The organism is Pseudomonas putida group bacterium ESBL64, from assembly GCF_045277175.1.
GTDB classification, from domain to species: domain Bacteria; phylum Pseudomonadota; class Gammaproteobacteria; order Pseudomonadales; family Pseudomonadaceae; genus Aquipseudomonas; species Aquipseudomonas alloputida.
This window is the reverse complement of sequence record NZ_CP145799.1, coordinates 4,232,184-4,251,007: the sequence shown is the minus strand read 5'-3', so window position 1 is coordinate 4,251,007 and position 18,824 is coordinate 4,232,184. Positions and strand designations below refer to the sequence as shown.

Genomic DNA, 18,824 nt, shown 5'->3' with positions numbered 1-18,824 from the left:
GAATCAACGACTCACAGCAATCGCCTGGTCACTCATGATACGCGGAGTCAGGAAGACCAGCAGCTCGGATTTTTTCTCTTGTAATGCATCGCGTCGAAACAGCCGCCCAACATACGGCAGATCGCCGAAAAATGGCACCTTGTCGACCACATTGTTTTGCGAAGTCGAGTAGACGCCACCGATCACGATCGTTTCGCCGTCAGCCACACGAACCTTGGCATTGACCTCGTTCTTGCGGATCGGCGGTACGTTGTTCAAGGCATTGACGTAATCCGGCTCGTCCTTGGTCACCCGGACGGTCATGATCACCTTGTTGTCCGGAGTGATCTGTGGCGTTACTTCCAGCGACAGCGAGGCTTCGCGAAACGATACCGAGGTAGCGCCGCTTTGGCTGGTTTCCTGGTAAGGCACCTCGGTACCCTTGAGGATCCTCGCCGTTTCCTTGTCAGCCGTGACCACCTTGGGCTGCGAAATGATCTCGCCGTTGCCGCTTTTTTCCATGGCACTGAGTTCCAGATCCAGCAACACGTCACCGCGCAACAAACCCAGGCCGATACTGCTGCCGGCTCGCTCCAGACCGAGGTCGACGAACAGCTCCTTGCCGGGCCGCAGTTTCTCGCCGTACAGCGGCCCACCCCAGCGTACCCCCAGGCTTTTCTCATAATCGACGTTGGCCTCGACGATACGCGCCTCAATCGCTACCTGACGCACCGGCACGTCCAACTGCGCCACCAACTGGCGCATCTCGGCCAGGCGGTCAGCGGGCAGGTACACCACCAGCGTATTGGTGCGCTCATCGACACTCAGGCTACCCGTGGAGATGCTGCCACCCTCCAGACTTGCCAGCAGCAACTGCGCCAAATCGGCGGCCTTGGCGTGGTGAATGGTCAGCAGCTCCCGACGCAATGGCTGCAGCTGCGCATCCAGCACTTGGCTCACCCGGGCGTCTGCCGATTGCGCGGCAAACTCGGCCGCAGGCGCCACCAACAGCACATTGCCCTCCTGGCGCCGGGACAGGCCCTTGCTGCGCAGCACCAGGTCGAGCGCCTGATCCCACGGCACGTCCTGCAAGCGCAAAGTGACGCTGCCTTGTACCGCATCACTGGCGACCAGGTTGACGCCGGCGTAGTCAGCCAGCACCTGCAGCACCGCACGCACCTCTACATCCTGGAAGTTCAGCGACAGGGGTTCACCCTGGTAAGGCGTCGCCGAAGCCAGCGGGATCGACAGCAGGGTTGCCAGCAGGTATTTCATCCACGTTTTCATTCGGGTCCGAGGCCTCCTTGCCCTGGCGCTTGGCGAGGGTGATGAACGCCGTGCGCTCGTGCCACACCCCCGCCATGAACAGCCGCTCACGCACTTCGACCTGACGTTGGTCTATATGCATCACTACCCCCTGATCACGCCCTACCCGGTCGCCCGGACGCACGCGATAGAGCTTGCCAGCCGCCATCAGCAGTGCCTCGCGTGCCGCCCCGCGCGCCAGGCTGCCGACCATTTCCAGCTGCGCCAACGGCACGCCGACCAGCCCGGCACTGGCCACTCGCGCAGCAGCCGGCGCAAACGGGTCCACTTCAGGTGCAACCATTGCGGCCCTTGCCGGCAGGTCCGCCAGCATTGCAGGTGCCTTCAGGGGCGTAGCCGCGTGATAGGCATCAACCCGCAACTGCAGGCGCAACAGTCCAGGCTGGCGATCAACGGTTGCCAGGCTCATGTCACCGCTGCGCAGAATCCGCGCCTGCCCCAACCAGTCGCCCAGCCACAGCCGCAAGGCCGAGTAACGCCCTACCACTTGCACCACCAGCGGTACCTTACTGAATCCGGCCTGTTGCTCGCCCTCACCTACATCGAGGCGCTCGACAAGCAAGCCGTGCGCATGCCCCGACACTGCCAGACGCTCAAGCAGGTCGCTCATGCTCTCCCCGGCGGCCAGATACCAGTGCGCCGCTTGCAACCGCTGTTCGGCAATCACCGTTAGAGCCTTCAGCCGCTCCAGTTCGGCCAACTGCGATGAACTGGCTGCCTGCAGCTGGCTCAACTCGACATGCCTGGCATCCTCCCGCGCCTGCTGCTGCAACAGGGCGGGCAGGCGCATCGCGCAGCCCAGGCTGAACAACACAACAGCCACCAGCACTGGCGCCAGCCGTCGGAAGCGCCCTGAGCCCTCGACCACCGCCAGCCAAGCGAGCATCTGCGCAGTACTCACGACCAGAACGCCGCAACGCGAGCGGTCAGCAGAAACTCATCGCCGTCCGGCAGGCTCTTGATGCGTTTGAGTTCCAGATCGAGCAAAACGCTCGAGCGGTTCAAGTCGCGCATGAACTGAGCAACCACAGCACCGGACGCAGCCACCCCTGTCATCTGCAAGCGGCCACTATCAAGGCTCAGGTCAAGTAACTGCACACCTTCAGGCAACGCCCCTTCAAGGTCGGCGAAGACACCGGCCAATACTCCCTGATGGGCGCGCAGGCCTTCCAGGGCCACCGCCCGGGCAAGTAGCGCTTCATGCTGCGCACGCACGTCGGCCAGCGACTGCAACTGCTCATCCTGTGCATCAAGGGTCGCTTGGCGCTGGGTATTGGCCAGCACCTGCTGATGCCCGCGTTGGCGGGCCAGCTGATCGACCAGCATCACGGCGCACAAAGCCAAGAGTGCACCACCCACCAGCTGGCCTCGAAAGCGCCGCAGCGCCGCCTGACGCTGCCGTTCGCGCCAGGGCAGAAGGTTCAGTCGCATCATGGGCGCAAACCTCCCAAGGCCAAGGCGCAGGCCAGGAGCATCGCCCCATCAACATGCTCAAGCCCTGCCAGCCCAGGCAGGTACGTGCACCGCACATTCAGCCGGCTGCCAAGGCCTTGCAGCCAGCCCGGATTGATCGATGAGCTGCTGGCAACCCACAACCCCGCAGGCAGGCTCTGCCTGGCAAGTAAAGCCTGCAGGCGCTCTGACCATTGCCCGTTCATATCCGGGCCAGTCGTTTGTAGTTCACAGCGCTGGTACACCCTGCCTGGCTGCCAGTCATGAAGCGTTACACTGCGGGTTTCGACACGCAGCAGCGCTGCTCCCTCAAGGCCACCCTGTGGCAACATGCGGCACAAGGCAATGGTGTCGACCTCGACGGCTTCCAACTGCAAGCCCGCCTCCTCGACGACGGATTCGAGTGACGCCAGCGCACTCTGTCGACAGGCAGCAACCATTACCTCTGAGCAACCTGGCTGGTCATGGGAAGCCCCCATGACCTGAAAATCCAAGGCCAGGTCTTCCAGCGGAAACGGAAACAGCCGCTCTGCATCGGCAAGCAGTTGTGCCTCCAACTGCGCCCCGCTCTGCTCCACCGGCAGATGGCACAACTTGCAGATAACCTGACTGGCCGGCAGTGCCAGCGCTACCCGGCGTTGCCTGAGGCCGCTGCGCCGGTAAGCGCGCTGCAGCGCAGCCACCACCCCGCCAGGCGCCTCAGCCCAGTCATCGGCCAGCGGCGCCTGAAACAGCTCTTGTGCCGACCCCATCACACGCCAGCGTCGATTGCGCTGCTGCAGTTGCATTATCCGAACGGCGTCGGGCGTGATTTCCACCCCCACCAGTGAACCGGCATCCTTGCCGAAGCGTCCAAACATCGCGACTCCTTTGCTGTCTGTTGCAGCTGCCAAGCGCAGCCACCTGTCGCAACCCCGCGGCAACACTGAGCCGGGGCTACTCATCGAGTCGACGGGTAGCCTGGCCGGTCACCCGGAGAGGCGAAAAATGCTTATAATGCCCAGCGTTTTTTGGTCCACCGGACCTGCGTGCAATCCACTCCCAACCTGGACACCGAAAAGCCTTGATACGTCTGCTGAAGTTCTTCTGGTGGTCTTCCGTCGCAGTCATCTGCGCGCTCGTACTCGGTGTGAGCGGTGCGTTTCTGTATCTTAGCCCCAGCCTGCCCTCGGTCGAGTCCCTCAGAAGCATCCAGTTGCAGATCCCCCTCCGGGTGTACAGCAGCGATGGCAAGCTGATTGCCGAATTCGGCGAAATGCGCCGCTCGCCGATCCGCTTCGCGGAAATTCCCCCACAATTCATTCAGGCGCTGCTGTCAGCCGAGGACGACAATTTCCTCAACCACTACGGTGTCGACCCCAGCAGCCTGATGCGCGCCGCGACCCAGCTGGTGAAAACCGGTCATATCCAGACCGGCGGCAGCACCATCACCATGCAGGTGGCGAAGAACTTCTTCCTCACCAGCGAACGCAGCTTCTCACGCAAGACCAACGAAATCCTGCTGGCCCTGCAGATCGAGCGTGAGCTGACCAAGGACGAAATCCTTGAGCTGTACGTGAACAAGATCTACCTGGGCAACCGCGCCTACGGTATCGATGCAGCAGCACAGGTGTATTACGGCAAGTCCATCCGTGACGTGAGCCTGGCGCAGATGGCGATGATCGCCGGCCTGCCCAAGGCACCGTCGCGCTTCAACCCGCTGGCCAACCCGGTGCGCGCCAAAGAGCGCCGCGACTGGATCCTTGGGCGCATGTACAAGCTAGGCAAGATCGACCAGGCCAGCTACGAGGCCGCCCTGGCCGAGCCGCTCAACGCCAGCTATCACGTGCCGACGCCTGAGGTGAATGCCCCGTACATCGCCGAAATGGCCCGCGCGGAAATGGTCGGCCGCTACGGCAGCGACGCCTACACCGAAGGCTTCCGCGTCACGACCACCGTGCCTAGCGACATGCAGGAAATGGCCAACAAGGCCGTCCTCAAGGGCCTCTCCGATTACGATGAGCGCCACGGCTACCGTGGCCCTGAAGCACGCTTCCCGGGCCGCACCCACGCAGCCTGGCTGCAGGAGCTGGGTAAGCAACGCACCCTTGGCGGCCTGGAGCCAGCCATTGTCACCCAGGTGGAACACACCGGCCTCAAGGTGCTGACCCGTGACGGCCAAGAGGCGCAGGTTGCCTGGGACACCATGAAATGGGCGCGCCCGTTCATCAACAACAACGCCCAGGGCCGTTCACCGCAATCGCCGGCCGACGTGGCCCAGGTCGGTGACCTGGTGCGCCTGCAACGCCTTGACGATGGCACATTGAAGTTCAGCCAGGTGCCCGTTGCGCAGAGTGCCCTGGTCACCCTCGACCCGAACAACGGCGCCATCCGCGCCCTGGTCGGCGGTTTCTCGTTCGAACAGAGCAATTACAACCGCGCCGTGCAGGCCAAGCGCCAACCGGGCTCGAGTTTCAAACCCTTCATCTACAGCGCCGCGCTGGACAGCGGCTACACCGCTTCCAGCCTGGTCAACGATGCGCCGATCGTGTTCGTTGACGAGTCGGTGGATAAAGTGTGGCGACCGAAGAACGATACCAACACCTTCCTCGGCCCTATCCGCATGCGTGAGGCGCTGTACAAGTCACGTAACCTGGTGTCGATCCGCCTGCTGCAAGCCATGGGCGTGGACCGCACCATCGACTACATCGCCAAGTTTGGCTTCAACAAGCAGGACCTGCCGCGCAACCTGTCGCTGGCCCTGGGCACCGCCACCCTGACCCCGATGGAAATCGCCACCGGCTGGAGCACCTTTGCCAACGGTGGGTACAAGATCACCCCGTACCTGATCGAGCGCATCGAGAGCCGCAGCGGCGAGACACTGTTCACCGCCAACCCGGCCCGCGTACCGCAAGGTGCCCAAGACCAGGCGGGCCTGGCCGCACCCGAGCAGCCAATCAGCACTGCGGTCATGCCGGGCGAAGCACCTTCTGCCTTGAGCCAGGTGGCCGCGGCACCGCAAGCGCCGGCAGTGGCCGAACAGATCATCGACGGGCGTACCACCTACATCCTCACCAGCATGCTGCAGGACGTGATCAAGCGCGGCACCGGCCGCCGGGCGCTGGCCTTGGGCCGCACCGACCTGGCGGGCAAGACGGGTACGACCAACGAATCCAAGGACGCCTGGTTCTCCGGTTACAACGCCGATTACGTGACTACCGTTTGGGTCGGCTTCGACCAACCGGAAACCCTCGGCCGCCGCGAATATGGCGGGACTGCGGCACTGCCGATCTGGATGAACTTCATGGGCGCGGCGCTCAAGGACAAGCCTGCGCATGCCCCGGCAGAGCCGGAGGGCATTCTCAGCTTGCGCGTCGACCCGGTCAGCGGGCGCGCGGCATCGCCGAGCACACCGAATGCCTACTTCGAGCTGTTCAAAGCCGAAGATTCGCCGCCGTCGGTGGACGAGCTGGGCAATGGCGCGGCACCGGGCAGCCCGCTGCCAGCCGATGAAGCGACGCCGATGGATTTGTTCTAAGGCAGGGCGCCTGACTCAGGTTTTGCGTGGGCGCGTGAATCGAGCGCCGCCCGCGCGGCGCATCGCGACGCAAGGCCGCTCCCACATCTGCTGCAACGTGCCGAACCTGCCAGGCCATGGTTGCCCGCCTGGGTGCATGCCTTGAGACAGGCGGGGCGGCATCAATGCCCACCTCCAAATCCAGTCATGCCAGCAAGGCTGACAACCATGGCCGCACAGGCATGGCCACGTTGCAACAAATGTGGGAGCGGCCTTGCGTCGCGATGCGCCGCGCGGGCGGCGCTCGATCTGATAGGCGCCACAAGTGCCCTGACGAACACCTTGCAGCCCTGACACATTCCCAAGCCCCAACAAAAAGCCCCGGCTCATGCGAGCCGGGGCTTTTTATGTCGCTTGCAGCAATCAGCCGTTGAACACTTCATCCACGCTGGTCAGCGGGTAGTGCTTCGGATATGGCAGGGTAGCCACGCCGGATTCGATGGCAGCCTTGGCCACAGCATCGGAAACGACGGTGATCAAGCGTGCATCCAGCGGCTTCGGAATGATGTACTCACGGCCGAACTCCAGGCCTTCAACGCCATAGGCTTCGCAAACTTCCTTCGGCACTGGCAGCTTGGCCAGGTCTTTCAGGGCGATAGCGGCAGCGATCTTCATCTCTTCGTTGATACGCTTGGCGCGAACGTCCAGAGCACCACGGAAGATGAACGGGAAGCCCAGTACGTTGTTGACCTGGTTCGGGTAGTCGGAACGACCGGTCGCCATGATCACGTCGTTGCGAGTGGCGTGCGCCAGCTCTGGCGAGATTTCCGGGTCCGGGTTCGAGCAGGCGAACACGATCGGGTTGGCAGCCATCGACTTCAGGCCTTCTGGGCTCAGCAGGTTCGGGCCAGACAGACCTACGAACACGTCGGCACCGTCAAGGGCGTCGGCCAGAGTACGCTTGTCGGTCGCGTGGGCGAACTGCGCCTTGTACTGGTTCAGGTCGTCACGGCCAGCGTGGATCACGCCACTACGGTCGATCATGAAGATGTTCTCGACCTTCGCACCCATGCTTACCAGCAGCTTCATGCAGGAAATGGCAGCAGCGCCGGCGCCCAGGCAGACGATCTTGGCTTCTTCCAGTTTCTTGCCAGCGATTTCCAGGGCGTTGATCATGCCGGCGGCAGTCACGATGGCAGTACCGTGCTGGTCATCGTGGAACACCGGGATGTCGCACTGTTCGATCAGGGTACGTTCGATTTCAAAGCACTCAGGCGCCTTGATGTCTTCAAGGTTGATGCCACCGAAGGTGATCGAAATGCGGCGAACGGTGTCGATGAACGCTTGCGGGCTTTCCGATTCGACTTCGATGTCGAACACATCGATACCGGCGAAACGCTTGAACAGAACACCCTTGCCTTCCATGACCGGCTTGGAAGCCAGTGGGCCGAGGTCACCCAGACCGAGGATGGCAGTGCCATCGGAAATCACCGCAACCAGGTTGCCTTTGCCGGTGTATTTGTAAGCCAGCTCTGGATCACGGCCAATTTCGCGCACCGGCTCTGCAACACCTGGGCTGTAGGCCAGGGCGAGGTCACGGGCGGTGGCAGTGGGCTTGGAGAGTTCAACGCTCAGTTTCCCCGGACGAGGTTGAGCGTGATATTCGAGAGCGGCGGTTTTCAGGTCTGACATGGTGGGCATTCCGCTATTTACTGTTCTGACGGACCGCCGAGGATACGCAAAGAGCCGGGGAGCCACAAGACTGGCCGGTCACTTGTGTCAAGGCCTTTAGCCTACGACTTTACGCTACAACCCACGGGGCATACGACCAACAGTGTGTACAATCTCGTAGCGAAATGTCTACATCTTTTAACCTGAAATGCGCTCCAACATGCTTGGATCGGTCAATGGCAACACCCAACGTCGCTGCCCGGGCTTGAGGCCACCCCTGCGGGAACGATCCAGCACCCAGCCGCGCGCTTCGACCTGGCGTCCCTTGAGATTATCGAAGAAGCTGGCGGGGAAGTTGCGCTGCAGACGAGCGGGAACCTGCAGTACCAGGGTACCGCCCAGGGTAAGCCAGACCCCACCACGATTTCGCTCGATGCCTTCGATACGACCACGCACAACAGCGAAACCTGACTGCCTGACATCGCTTGCAGCCACTACGGGCGAACGCCGCCACAGGCCAACGCCAGCCTGGCGCGCTACTTGTTCGGCAAGCTGCTGGCAACCACTGAAACGCACATTAGGGGCAATGGCCACGCGGTAGCCCAAGCCCTCGCTAAGCAATTGTGCTTCCAGATTGTCGCCATTGCGGCTGTAGATGTGCGCCAGTGTGCGACCGTACTTGTCCTTACCTTCAACACCAGGCACCAGCCCGACACGATCGTCATTGGCCTTTACCAAGGCCTGCAATCGCCGCCTGGCAGCTTCGGCATAGGGCTCACTGGTACGCCCCTTGCGGCCTATTTCCGGGGCATTGATACCGATCAGCCGCACACTGCGGCCATCGACCAGACGCAAGGTGTCGCCATCAACCACCTGTCGTACCGCTACCCATTGGGGCTTATCCGGCTGTGGGCAGAACGCCAGGACCGGGAAATGCCAGATAACGCCCACAAAAAAGGCGCCCACAAGGGACGCCTTCTTCAGCAACAATGCGAAGCCCGAAGGATTCGCCCTGCGCATGATTACTTCTTGGCACCGAACATGCCGAAGCGATCGGCGAACTTCTGTACGCGACCACCGGTGTCCAGAACTTTCTGCTTACCGGTGTAGAACGGGTGGCACAGGTTGCAAACGTCGATCGACAGGACGTTGCCCAGGGTCGAACGAGTTTCGAACTTGTTACCGCAGCTGCAGGTGACTGCAACTACTTCGTAGTTCGGGTGGATACCTTCTTTCATGGTCACTTCCTCGAGCTGCGTGCCGCCACCCAACACCAATTGTTGAATACCGCACGTAATTAGGCGGCAAATAATACCAGAGCACACCGTCAGCGCAAGATGTCGCTTGCACCGACCGTCGTCTGCTAGGCTCGCCAGTCCTTGTAACGCCCTCCGAGACTTTCCGCGTGTCCGACGTCATCCTGCGCCTTGCCCTGCCCTCTCCGCTGCGGCGCCTGTTCGACTACAAGGCGCCGGCGAGCATGGCGCGCCAGACCTTGACCCCTGGCATGCGCATCCGCGTGCCCTTTGGCCGCCGCGAAATGATCGGTGTGCTGATAGAGGTGTGCACGCAGAGCGAAGTGCCCGCCGACAAACTGAAGCCGGCCACTGCCCTGCTCGACCCGGTGTCCCCCATCCCCGCGTCGCTGTTCAAGCTGTGCCTGTGGACCGCCCAGTACTACCAGCACAGCCTGGGCGATACCCTGAGCTGGGCGCTGCCCACGCTACTGCGCCAGGGCGAAGCTGCCGAAATGCGCCAGGAACGCTTCTGGCACATAGCCCCTGGCGCCCGCCTGGAGGACCCGCGCATCGCCCGCGCGCCGCGCCAGCGCGACGCCCTCAAGACCCTGGCCCAGCACCCGCACGGCGTGGCCCACAGCCTGCTGGCCAAACTCAACCTGAACAAGGACAGCCTCGACCTGCTGCTGGCCAAGGATCTGGTGCAGATCGAGACGCGCCGCCACTTGCCGGCCCTGCGCCATGAGCACTGGCTGGCACAGCCGGAACTCCCCCTCAACGAAGAGCAACGCGATGCCTTCGACGCCGTGTGCGAGGGCTTTGGCGGTTTCGGCGCGTTCTTGCTGGCCGGCGTCACCGGCAGTGGCAAGACCGAGGTCTACCTGCAACTGATCCGCGAAACCCTGGAAGCCGGCAAGCAGGCGCTGGTGCTGATCCCGGAGATCAACCTCGGCCCGCAAACCCTGGCGCGCTTCGAGCAACGCTTCAACGCGCGCATTGCCCTGCTGCACTCTGCGGTGAACGACCGCGAACGCCTGGATGCCTGGCTGGCGGCACGGGACGGCGAGGCCGATATCATCATCGGCACCCGCTCGGCATTGTTCACGCCGATGAAAAACCCCGGCCTGATCATCATCGACGAAGAGCACGACGGCTCCTATAAACAGCAGGAAGGCCTGCGGTACCACGCCCGCGACCTGGCACTGGTACGCGCTCACCAGGAGAACATCCCGATCCTGCTCGGCTCCGCCACACCGTCGCTGGAAACCCTGCATAACGCCCTGACCGGCCGCTACCGCCTGCTGCGTATGAACCAACGCGCAGGGGGGGCACGCCCGCCGCGCATGCTGCGCCTTGATGTGAAGAGCCTGCCACTGGACAGCGGCATCAGTGGCCCGCTGCAGCAGGCTATCCGACAGACCCTGGAAGCTGGCCAACAAGTGCTGGTGTTCCTCAACCGCCGCGGCTTTGCCCCAACCTTGCTGTGCCACGATTGCGGCTGGCTGTCCGAATGCCCACGCTGCGATGCGCGCATGACCGTGCACCAGCGCTCCGGCGTGCTGCGCTGCCACCACTGTGGCTATGACGAACGCCTGCCGCACCAGTGCCCGCAATGCAACCACGTCGACCTGCGCCCGGTCGGTGCCGGTACCGAGCGCGCCGAAGAGCGCCTGAAGGTGCTGTTCCCGGATTACCCGATCCTGCGCGTGGACCGCGACAGCACGGCGCGCAAGGACGCCATGCACAACCTGTTCAGCACCATCCAGCGCGGCCAGCCAAGCATCCTCGTCGGCACCCAGATGCTCGCCAAGGGCCACCACTTCCCGCGGGTGACCCTGGTGGCCATCCTTGATGCCGATGGCGGGCTGTTTTCCGGTGACTTCCGCGCCAGCGAGCGCATGGCACAACTTATCGTACAGGTGGCCGGGCGGGCCGGGCGGGCCGAAGAACCCGGCAAGGTCATCATCCAGACCCACCTGGCCGACCACCCACTGTTGGTCCAGCTAACCGAGCAAGGCTACTTCGCCTTCGCCGAACAGGCCCTGGACGAACGCCGAGCCGCCGGGCTGCCGCCCTACTCGCACCTGGCCTTGCTGCGTGCCGAAGCACACAAGCCGGGGCAGGCCGAAGGTTTCCTCGACGAAGCCTGTGCCGCCGCCGAGCGCCTGGTGGCCGAACAGCACCTGCCGGGCATCGAACTGCTGGGCCCGGTACCGGCGCCCATGGAGCGCCGCGCCGGACGATTCCGCGCACAATTGTTGATACAGGCCAATACCCGGGCGCCGTTGCATCGACTGATCAGCGCCTGGTTGCTAGTGTTGGAACAGTTGCCGAGCGGGCGCCAGGTGCGCTGGTCGCTGGATGTCGACCCGGTAGACCTGTATTGAGCTGCAAGCTGCGAGTGACCAGCGGCAAGCAAGCGCCGGGCGGGTGCGATGCCGCTTTTTCTTGCCGCTTGTGGCCCCCAGCTTGCCGCCCAAAGGTTGGCAACCTGCTCCCGGCAACGGATAATGCCCAGTTTTTCCACCTGCGCATCCAGGCGCTCACCGCGCTTGCGGTCGAAAAGAGATCCCCATGAAAGACACCATTCGCCAGCTGATCCAGCAAGCCCTCACCCAACTCGTCACCGACGGTGTGCTGCCTGAAGGGCTGTCGCCGGCGATCCAGGTGGAAAACGCCCGGGACAAGACCCACGGCGACTTCGCCAGCAACATCGCCATGATGCTGGCCAAGCCGGCCGGCATGAAGCCGCGCGACCTCGCCGAAAAACTGATCAACGCCCTGCCGGCCAGCGCCGACATCAGCAAGGTCGAGATTGCAGGCCCCGGCTTCCTCAACTTCTTCCAGAACACCGACGCCCTGGCCAACCGCCTGGATGCCGCTCTGGCCGACGCCCACCTGGGTGCACGCAAAGCCGGCCCGGCGCAAAAGGTGGTGATCGACATGTCGGCGCCCAACCTGGCCAAGGAAATGCACGTCGGCCACCTGCGCTCGACCATCATCGGCGACAGCGTTGCGCGCGTGCTGGAGTTCCTGGGCGACAACGTCATCCGCCAGAACCACGTCGGCGACTGGGGTACCCAGTTCGGCATGCTGATGGCCTACCTGCAGGAAAACCCGATCACCAGCGACGAGCTGTCGGACCTGGAAAACTTCTACCGCGCGGCGAAGAAACGCTTCGATGAATCGGAAGAGTTCGCCACTCGCGCCCGCGGCCTGGTGGTCAAGCTGCAAGCCGGTGACCCCGAGTGCCTGGCCCTTTGGACACGCTTCAAGGACATCTCGCTGTCGCACTGCCAGAAGACCTACGAGCTGCTCAACGTCAAACTGACCATGGCCGACGTGATGGGCGAAAGCGCCTACAACGACGACTTGGCCAACGTGGTGGCCGACCTCAAGGCCAAGGGCCTGCTGGTCGAAGACCAGGGCGCCCAATGCGTGTTCCTCGACGAGTTCAAGAACAGCGAAGGCGACCCCCTGCCGGTGATCGTGCAGAAGGCTGACGGCGGCTATCTGTACGCCACCACCGACCTGGCTGCCGTGCGTTACCGCAGCAACGTGTTGAAGGCTGACCGCGCACTGTACTTCGTCGACCAGCGCCAGGCCCTGCACTTCAATCAGGTGTTCGAAGTGGCCCGCCGCGCTGGCTTCGTCGGCCACCCGATGCAAATGGAGCACATGGGCTTCGGCACCATGAACGGCGCCGACGGCCGCCCGTTCAAGACCCGTGACGGCGGCACCGTGAAGCTGATCGACCTGCTCACCGAGGCCAAGGAGCGCGCCTACGCGCTGGTCAAGGAAAAGAACCCGAGCCTGGCCGACGACGAACTGCGCCACATCGGCGAGGTGGTGGGCATTGGCGCGGTGAAATACGCCGACCTGTCCAAGCACCGCACCAGTGACTACAGCTTCAACTTCGAGCTGATGCTCAACTTCGAAGGCAACACCGCCCCTTACCTGCTGTACGCTTACACCCGCGTAGCCGGCGTGTTCCGCAAGCTGGGCAAAGGCTTTGACGAAGTCGACGGCAAAATCGTGCTGCACGCAGCCCACGAGCAGGACTTGGCCGCGCGCCTGGCGCAGTTTGGCGAAATCCTCAACAACGTCGGCGAAAAAGGCACGCCGCACGTATTGTGCAGCTACCTGTACGACTTGGCCGGCCTGTTCTCGAGCTTCTACGAGAACTGCCCGATCCTCGCTGCCGAAACCCCTTCGCAGCAGCAGAGCCGGCTGCGCCTGGCCGCCCTGACCGGCCGCACCCTCAAACAAGGTCTGGAACTGCTCGGCCTGGAAACCCTGGAGCGCATGTAAGTTGGCTGCCAAGAAAAAACCTGCCCCGAAACGCGGCGCCAGCCGCCAGACGGCACCGGCCAAACAGCCGATCCCCGGCTGGGTATGGCTGGCGGTCGGCCTGACCGTAGGCGCGTTCATCGTGTTCCTGATGAAGCTCGAACCCGGTGGCGATGACATCAAGCGCACCAAGCCCGAGCAGGAGAAACCGGCGAAAACGGCCGAAGCCGGCAAGCCCGCGCAAGCTACCCCGCAACAGCCGGTGAAGCCGAAGTACGACTTCTACACCCTGCTGCCGGAGTCTGAGGTGATCGTGCCGCCGGAAGCCGTACCGGAGAAAACGCCACCGGTGCCGGCCCAGCCGGTAACCCCGGTGACACCAGCAGAAGCGGCAAAAATCGACACGGCGAGGGCCCAGGCAGCGCTGCTCGGCCAGACCCCGCCGCCGCCACCGCCTGTGATCAAGCCGGCGGCGACCACGCAGTACTTCCTTCAGGCCGGCTCGTTCCGCAAGCAGGCCGATGCTGACAAGGTACGGGCACAGATCATCCTGCTGGGCCAGTCCGTGAAAGTGGAGTCGGGCACGGTCAAGGATGAAACCTGGTACCGCGTGCTGGTCGGGCCGTTCAGCAACCGCGAGCAGTTGACCGGGGCACAGAAGCAGCTGGCTGGGGCCGGATTCAGCAACCTGTTGCTGCAACAGCGGCAGACCCGCCAGTAAAAAAGAAGGCCTTGCCGCGGCGACGCGACAAGGCCTTTTTCATGGGGGGCTGGCTTGCCCCTGAATGGGCTCTAAAACAGCCCCGGTACCGTCAGCCCCGCCCCGCATTCCTCTCGGACACCTGGCTGTTCAACGTCCAGAAGTCATACAGCACCCCCACCAGGAACAACCCGCCGGTAAAGAAGTAGATGATCGCGGTGATCCATTTGCCCTGATACAGCCGGTGCAGGCCAAACACCCCCAGGAAGGTCAGCAGAATCCAGGCGATGTTGTAGTCGATACGCCCGGACTGAAACCTCAGGTCGGCTTCACGGTCCATGGACGGGATCAGGAACAGGTCGATCAACCAACCAATGCCCAGCAAGCCGAAGGTGAAGAACCAGATGGTCCCGGTAATCGGCCTGCCGTAATAGAAACGATGGGACCCGGTGAAGCCGAAAATCCACAGCAGGTAGCCAATGGTTTTGCTGTGGGTGTCGTGAAAGGGCACCCCCTGTTGATAACTGTTCATTCATAGCCCCCGTGGGTTATCCGAAAATTTTCTAAGAAAAAATGTGACTTTCTCGTCGCTACCCGACATACGGCGCCTAAGCAATCGACCAACGGATCAATAACTGATCAAAAAGCTGTTATAAAGTTGCGCGCCCAACACATAACTATTCATAAGAGCTTCATCTATGCCGCCTTTGATCAAGACATGGCTGACCCTCTGCCTATTATTGCCCCTGGCCGCCCACGCCACCAATCGTGAGCAACGTCTTCCCAATGGTTTCACCGGCTACACGACCAACGCGTCGGTGAAACACGCACCCGCCAAGCAGACCGCGCTGCGCGCCCGCCCAAGCAATGCCGTCAGCAACCGCGGTGCGAATGTCGCCGCCATGTCGCCTAAGCAAAGCAGCGATGTGCTGAGCCGTGCGGTAAATGTGCTCGGTACCCCTTATGTTTGGGGCGGCAGCAGCCCGAAAAAAGGCTTTGACTGCAGCGGGCTGGTCAAATACGCCTTCAACGACGTCGCCGACGTCGACCTGCCGCGCACCTCCAATGCCATGGCCCAGGGCCACGGGGTGAAGGTGGCCAAGGGTGATCTGAAGCCTGGCGACCTGATCTTCTTCAACATCAAGAGCCGTCGGGTCAATCACGTCGCCATTTACCTGGGTAACGACCGCTTCATCCACGCGCCACGCCGTGGCAAGCGGGTGAGTATCGACACCTTGAGCAAGCCTTACTGGCAGAAGCACTACGTGGTGGCCAAACGGGTGCTGCCGAAAGAGCAGCAGCAGCTGAGTCTGGCCAAGCGTTAATCTGATCGGCGCTATCCGGTACCGGCCCCTTCGCGGGCACGCCCGCTCCCACAGCTACCGCGTCGCTCTCGCGGGCAGCGCCATACCTGTGGGGGGGGGCGCGCCCGCGAAAGGGCCTTTGCAGGTACTACAAGCCTTTGATCAACCCTCGCTCCCTCAGCCTCCGCAACGCCCCCTCCATCGTCAGCATCCCCTCCGCCGCCCCGCCCTGCATCACCGAAGACAACTGCGCCAAGCGCCCCTCCCGAATCAGGTTACGCACCGCCGGCGTCGCCACCAGCACTTCCCGCGCCGCCACCCGCCCGCCCCCCACGCGCCTGACCAGCACCTGCGCGACCACCAGGCGCAGCGACTCGGCCAGCATCGCCCGCACCAACGGCTTTTCCTCGGCAGCAAAAACCTCCACCAACCTGTCGATGCTGCTGGTCGCCGAACGCGCATGCACGGTTGCCAGCACCAGGTGCCCGGTTTCGGCCGCGCGCAGGGCCAGGCGAATGGTTTCAAGGTCGCGCAACTCGCCGATCATGATCACGTCCGGGTCCTGGCGCAGCGCACTGCGCAGCCCCTGAGCAAAGCCGCGACTATGGCGCCCCATCTCACGCTGGTTGACCAGGCTGCGCTGGCTGGCATGGATAACCTCGACAGGGTCTTCCAGGGTGATGATGTGCAGCGCCCGCTCGCGGTTCAGCTGGTCGAGTAGCGTTGCCAGGGTACTGGACTTGCCACTGCCGGTCGGCCCGCCCACGAGGATCAAGCCATCCCGGCATTGCGCAACAGCTTGAAACACATCCGCAAGGTCCAGCTCACTCACCGTCGCAATGCGCCCCGGAATCAACCGAAAGGTAACCGCCGGGCCATTCAACTGGCGAAACAGGTTCAGCCGAAAGCGCCCAAGCGCCGGCAACTCCAGCGCAAGGTCCATTTCATCGCCTTGGGCCCACTGCCGGCGCTGGTCGTCATCCAGCACGCTCGCCATGCCCTCGTTCAAGGCACCCTGGCTCAAGGGCGGCAAGCCCATACGCTGCAACTCGCCATCCAGGCGCAGCATCGGAATCTGGCCCGTCGCCAGGTGCAGGTCTGAAGCCCCCGCATCCACAGCTCGGGCCAACAGGTCGGTCACATCCATGAGACTCCCCAAAGGCCTTCAAGCAGGTAGAATGCCGCAGACCCTACAGCTGCCGGCATCGATCCATGTCCACCCTAGCAGACAACCTTTCCGCGATTTCCGCCCGTATCGCCAGTGCTGCCCAGGCAGTCGGGCGTGATCCGGCCAGCGTCCAGTTGCTGGCCGTGAGCAAGACCAAGCCCGCCAGCGCTATCCGCGAGATCCATGCCGCCGGTGTGCGCGACTTCGGGGAGAATTACCTACAGGAAGCACTGACAAAGCAGCAGGCCCTCAGCGACTTGCCCTTGATCTGGCACTTCATCGGCCCCATTCAGTCGAACAAGACCAAAGCCATCGCCGAGCATTTCGACTGGGTGCATTCCGTGGACCGCCTGAAAATTGCCCAACGCCTGTCGGAACAGCGCCCTGCCGGGTTGGCGCCGCTGAACATCTGCCTGCAGGTAAACGTCAGCGGCGAAGACAGTAAATCCGGCTGCACCCCGGTCGACCTACCCGCGTTGGCCAAAGCCGTAGCCGCACTGCCCAACCTGCGCCTGCGCGGGCTGATGGCAATCCCGGAACCCACCGAAGACCGCGCCACCCAGGAGGCCGCCTTCGCCAGCCTGCGCAAGTTGCAGGAAGGCCTGGGGTTTGGCCTGGACACCCTGTCCATGGGCATGAGCCACGACCTGGAAGCGGCTATCGCCCAGGGCGCGACGTGGGTACGAATTGGCACGGCCCTGTTCGGCGCCCGCGACTACGGCAACACCTGATTCCATGCTTCACTCACTCTTTTCCACAAGGACCTGACATGAGCAAGACACGTATTGCCTTTATCGGCGCCGGCAACATGGCCGCCAGCCTGATCGGTGGTCTGCGTGCCCAGGGCCTGGACGCCTCGCAGATCCGCGCCAGCGACCCGGGCGCCGAGACCCGCAGTCGCATCCAGGCCGAGCACGGCATTGAAGCCTTCGAGGACAACGCCCAGGCCATCGATGGCGCTGACGTCATCGTGCTGGCGGTCAAGCCACAAGTCATGAAAACCGTATGTCAGGCACTGCAACCCAACCTGCAGGATGGCCAGCTGATCGTTTCAATCGCCGCCGGCATCACGTGCGCCAGCTTGCAAAGCTGGGTGGGTGCTCGCCCGGTGGTGCGCTGCATGCCCAACACCCCGGCATTGCTGCGCCAAGGCGTGAGCGGCCTGTACGCCACCGCTGAAGTGTCCGGCGAACAGCGTCAGCAGGCCGAACAACTGCTGTCGGCCGTGGGCACCGCCCTGTGGCTGGAGCAGGAACAGCAACTGGACGCCGTGACAGCTGTGTCCGGCAGTGGCCCGGCGTACTTCTTCCTGCTGATCGAGGCCATGACCGCGGCAGGCGAAAAACTCGGCCTGCCACGCGAAACGGCCTCCCAACTGACCTTGCAGACGGCCCTGGGCGCCGCGCGCATGGCAGTTGCAAGCGATGTCGATGCCGCTGAACTGCGCCGCCGCGTCACTTCGCCCGCCGGCACCACGGAAGCGGCGATCAAGTCGTTCCAGGCCAGCGGCTTCGAAGCCATCGTCGAGCAGGCGCTGCAGGCTGCAGCCACGCGCTCCGCCGAGCTGGCCGAACAACTGGGCAAATAAGGAGCTTTAGATGAATGCACTGTCAGGCGCCGCGATTTTCGTGGTGCAAACCCTGGTCAGCCTTTACCTGGTCATCGTCCTGCTGCGCTTCGTGCTGCAACTGGTCAAGGCCAACTTCTACAACCCGCTGTGCCAGTTCGCCGTTCGTGCCACCCAACCGCTGCTCAAGCCGATCCGCCGGATCATCCCTAGCGTTGGCGGGCTGGATACCTCGTCGCTACTGCTGGCGGTAGTCATCCAGGCCTTGCTGATGGGCTTTGTGCTGATGGTCACCTACGGTACCTTCGGCGACGTCCTGCACCTGCTGATGTGGGCGATCATCGGCATTACCTCGCTGTTCCTGAAGATTTTCTGGGTGGCGATGATCGTCATGGTGATCGTTTCCTGGGTTGCCCCCAACAGCCACAACCCGGCGGCCGAACTGGCCTACCAGATCAGCGAGCCCGTGCTGGCGCCGTTCCGCCGCCTGGTGCCAAACCTGGGCGGCATGGACATCTCGCCGATCTTCGCCTTCCTGGCGATCCAGGTGATCCAGTCGTTTGTCATGCCTCCGCTGGCCGCCTACGCGGGCATGCCTCAAGAGCTGTGGCGAATGATCTGAGGCTCGCCAGA

The 18,824-nt window shown here is 63.0% G+C and carries 17 protein-coding genes; 8 read left to right on the top strand and 9 right to left on the bottom strand.

What is annotated here, in order from left to right; translation table 11 throughout:
- Positions 1-3: 3 nt before the first annotated feature.
- The 4 genes from V6093_RS19380 to pilM are packed head-to-tail and all read right to left on the bottom strand — an operon-like array spanning position 4 to position 3,617.
- On the bottom strand, positions 4-1,266 hold the full coding sequence (locus V6093_RS19380) for a type IV pilus secretin PilQ (protein WP_080756735.1): 1,263 nt from the start codon (positions 1,264-1,266) through the stop codon (positions 4-6).
- Positions 1,190-2,191: a pilus assembly protein PilP gene (locus tag V6093_RS19375; protein ID WP_047603626.1), complete on the bottom strand. Its 1,002-nt coding sequence runs from the start codon at positions 2,189-2,191 to the stop codon at positions 1,190-1,192. The genes V6093_RS19380 and V6093_RS19375 overlap by 77 nt, the downstream gene beginning before the upstream one ends.
- An 11-nt stretch (positions 2,192-2,202) precedes the next feature.
- Positions 2,203-2,739, bottom strand: coding sequence for a PilN domain-containing protein (locus V6093_RS19370; protein WP_004575490.1), 537 nt, complete (start codon positions 2,737-2,739; stop codon positions 2,203-2,205).
- Complete coding sequence (pilM, locus tag V6093_RS19365) at positions 2,736-3,617, bottom strand: type IV pilus biogenesis protein PilM (RefSeq protein ID WP_047603628.1); 882 nt, start codon at positions 3,615-3,617, stop codon at positions 2,736-2,738. Before pilM ends, V6093_RS19370 begins: the two co-directional genes overlap by 4 nt.
- A 206-nt stretch (positions 3,618-3,823) precedes the next feature.
- Here pilM and V6093_RS19360 point away from each other — a divergent pair, with 206 nt between their 5' ends.
- The gene (locus V6093_RS19360; RefSeq protein WP_370626948.1) at positions 3,824-6,274 is read left to right on the top strand and encodes a penicillin-binding protein 1A; all 2,451 of its coding nucleotides are present in this window, start codon (positions 3,824-3,826) and stop codon (positions 6,272-6,274) included.
- Between the two features lie 402 nt (positions 6,275-6,676).
- Here the strand turns inward: V6093_RS19360 and V6093_RS19355 are convergent, their stop codons facing one another.
- The 3 genes from V6093_RS19355 to rpmE all read right to left on the bottom strand — a co-directional run bounded on the left by V6093_RS19355 (position 6,677) and on the right by rpmE (position 9,162).
- Positions 6,677-7,945 carry a malic enzyme-like NAD(P)-binding protein gene (locus V6093_RS19355; protein ID WP_004575488.1) on the bottom strand — a complete coding sequence of 423 codons (1,269 nt, stop codon included), beginning with the start codon at positions 7,943-7,945 and terminating at the stop codon, positions 6,677-6,679.
- Between the two features lie 177 nt (positions 7,946-8,122).
- Positions 8,123-8,944: a thermonuclease family protein gene (locus V6093_RS19350; protein WP_004575487.1), complete on the bottom strand. Its 822-nt coding sequence runs from the start codon at positions 8,942-8,944 to the stop codon at positions 8,123-8,125.
- 2 nt (positions 8,945-8,946) lie between these two features.
- Positions 8,947-9,162 carry a 50S ribosomal protein L31 gene (gene rpmE, locus V6093_RS19345; RefSeq protein ID WP_003249127.1) on the bottom strand — a complete coding sequence of 72 codons (216 nt, stop codon included), beginning with the start codon at positions 9,160-9,162 and terminating at the stop codon, positions 8,947-8,949.
- A 167-nt stretch (positions 9,163-9,329) separates the two neighbouring features.
- Here rpmE and V6093_RS19340 point away from each other — a divergent pair, with 167 nt between their 5' ends.
- The 3 genes from V6093_RS19340 (at position 9,330) to V6093_RS19330 (ending at position 14,173) form a co-directional block, all read left to right on the top strand.
- Positions 9,330-11,549, top strand: a complete 2,220-nt coding sequence (locus V6093_RS19340; protein WP_004575486.1) for a primosomal protein N' — start codon at positions 9,330-9,332, stop codon at positions 11,547-11,549.
- A gap of 187 nt (positions 11,550-11,736) precedes the next feature.
- Complete coding sequence (gene argS, locus V6093_RS19335; protein WP_265977849.1) at positions 11,737-13,473, top strand: arginine--tRNA ligase; 1,737 nt, start codon at positions 11,737-11,739, stop codon at positions 13,471-13,473.
- A gap of 1 nt (position 13,474) precedes the next feature.
- On the top strand, positions 13,475-14,173 hold the full coding sequence (locus tag V6093_RS19330) for an SPOR domain-containing protein (protein ID WP_003249122.1): 699 nt from the start codon (positions 13,475-13,477) through the stop codon (positions 14,171-14,173).
- A 91-nt stretch (positions 14,174-14,264) separates the two neighbouring features.
- On the opposite strand, the gene V6093_RS19325 is transcribed toward V6093_RS19330, so the two are convergent.
- Complete coding sequence (locus V6093_RS19325) at positions 14,265-14,684, bottom strand: TM2 domain-containing protein (RefSeq protein ID WP_003249120.1); 420 nt, start codon at positions 14,682-14,684, stop codon at positions 14,265-14,267.
- 166 nt (positions 14,685-14,850) lie between these two features.
- On the opposite strand from V6093_RS19325, the gene V6093_RS19320 reads away from it, so the two are divergent.
- Positions 14,851-15,477 (top strand): C40 family peptidase, encoded by a 627-nt coding sequence (locus tag V6093_RS19320; protein WP_003249118.1) that lies wholly within the window; start codon positions 14,851-14,853, stop codon positions 15,475-15,477.
- 127 nt (positions 15,478-15,604) lie between these two features.
- Here V6093_RS19320 and V6093_RS19315 read toward each other — a convergent pair whose 3' ends face one another.
- Positions 15,605-16,603 carry a type IV pilus twitching motility protein PilT gene (locus V6093_RS19315; protein WP_054888583.1) on the bottom strand — a complete coding sequence of 333 codons (999 nt, stop codon included), beginning with the start codon at positions 16,601-16,603 and terminating at the stop codon, positions 15,605-15,607.
- A gap of 65 nt (positions 16,604-16,668) precedes the next feature.
- On the opposite strand from V6093_RS19315, the gene V6093_RS19310 reads away from it, so the two are divergent.
- From V6093_RS19310 to V6093_RS19300, 3 genes are read left to right on the top strand one after another with little or no spacing between them, the layout of a single operon-like run.
- Positions 16,669-17,355: a YggS family pyridoxal phosphate-dependent enzyme gene (locus tag V6093_RS19310; RefSeq protein WP_047603634.1), complete on the top strand. Its 687-nt coding sequence runs from the start codon at positions 16,669-16,671 to the stop codon at positions 17,353-17,355.
- Between the two features lie 38 nt (positions 17,356-17,393).
- The gene (proC, locus tag V6093_RS19305) at positions 17,394-18,212 is read left to right on the top strand and encodes a pyrroline-5-carboxylate reductase (protein ID WP_004575483.1); all 819 of its coding nucleotides are present in this window, start codon (positions 17,394-17,396) and stop codon (positions 18,210-18,212) included.
- Positions 18,213-18,222: 10 nt separating this feature from the next.
- A complete protein-coding gene (locus V6093_RS19300; protein ID WP_012053960.1) occupies positions 18,223-18,813 on the top strand; it encodes a YggT family protein in 591 nt (196 codons plus the stop codon).
- Positions 18,814-18,824 lie beyond the last annotated feature (11 nt).

Excerpts from the sequence above, each read along its gene's own strand:
- V6093_RS19325 (WP_003249120.1), bottom strand. The coding sequence starts at position 14,684 with ATGAACAGTTATCAACAGGGGGTGCCCTTTCACGACACCCACAGCAAA.
- V6093_RS19315 (WP_054888583.1), bottom strand. The coding sequence starts at position 16,603 with ATGGATGTGACCGACCTGTTGGCCCGAGCTGTGGATGCGGGGGCTTCA.
- V6093_RS19355 (WP_004575488.1), bottom strand. The coding sequence starts at position 7,945 with ATGTCAGACCTGAAAACCGCCGCTCTCGAATATCACGCTCAACCTCGT.
- proC (WP_004575483.1), top strand. The coding sequence starts at position 17,394 with ATGAGCAAGACACGTATTGCCTTTATCGGCGCCGGCAACATGGCCGCC.
- V6093_RS19380 (WP_080756735.1), bottom strand. The coding sequence starts at position 1,266 with ATGAAAACGTGGATGAAATACCTGCTGGCAACCCTGCTGTCGATCCCG.
- argS (WP_265977849.1), top strand. The coding sequence starts at position 11,737 with ATGAAAGACACCATTCGCCAGCTGATCCAGCAAGCCCTCACCCAACTC.
- V6093_RS19350 (WP_004575487.1), bottom strand. The coding sequence starts at position 8,944 with ATGCGCAGGGCGAATCCTTCGGGCTTCGCATTGTTGCTGAAGAAGGCG.
- rpmE (WP_003249127.1), bottom strand. The coding sequence starts at position 9,162 with ATGAAAGAAGGTATCCACCCGAACTACGAAGTAGTTGCAGTCACCTGC.
- V6093_RS19310 (WP_047603634.1), top strand. The coding sequence starts at position 16,669 with ATGTCCACCCTAGCAGACAACCTTTCCGCGATTTCCGCCCGTATCGCC.
- pilM (WP_047603628.1), bottom strand. The coding sequence starts at position 3,617 with ATGTTTGGACGCTTCGGCAAGGATGCCGGTTCACTGGTGGGGGTGGAA.
- V6093_RS19320 (WP_003249118.1), top strand. The coding sequence starts at position 14,851 with ATGCCGCCTTTGATCAAGACATGGCTGACCCTCTGCCTATTATTGCCC.
- V6093_RS19300 (WP_012053960.1), top strand. The coding sequence starts at position 18,223 with ATGAATGCACTGTCAGGCGCCGCGATTTTCGTGGTGCAAACCCTGGTC.
- V6093_RS19375 (WP_047603626.1), bottom strand. The coding sequence starts at position 2,191 with ATGCTCGCTTGGCTGGCGGTGGTCGAGGGCTCAGGGCGCTTCCGACGG.
- V6093_RS19370 (WP_004575490.1), bottom strand. The coding sequence starts at position 2,739 with ATGATGCGACTGAACCTTCTGCCCTGGCGCGAACGGCAGCGTCAGGCG.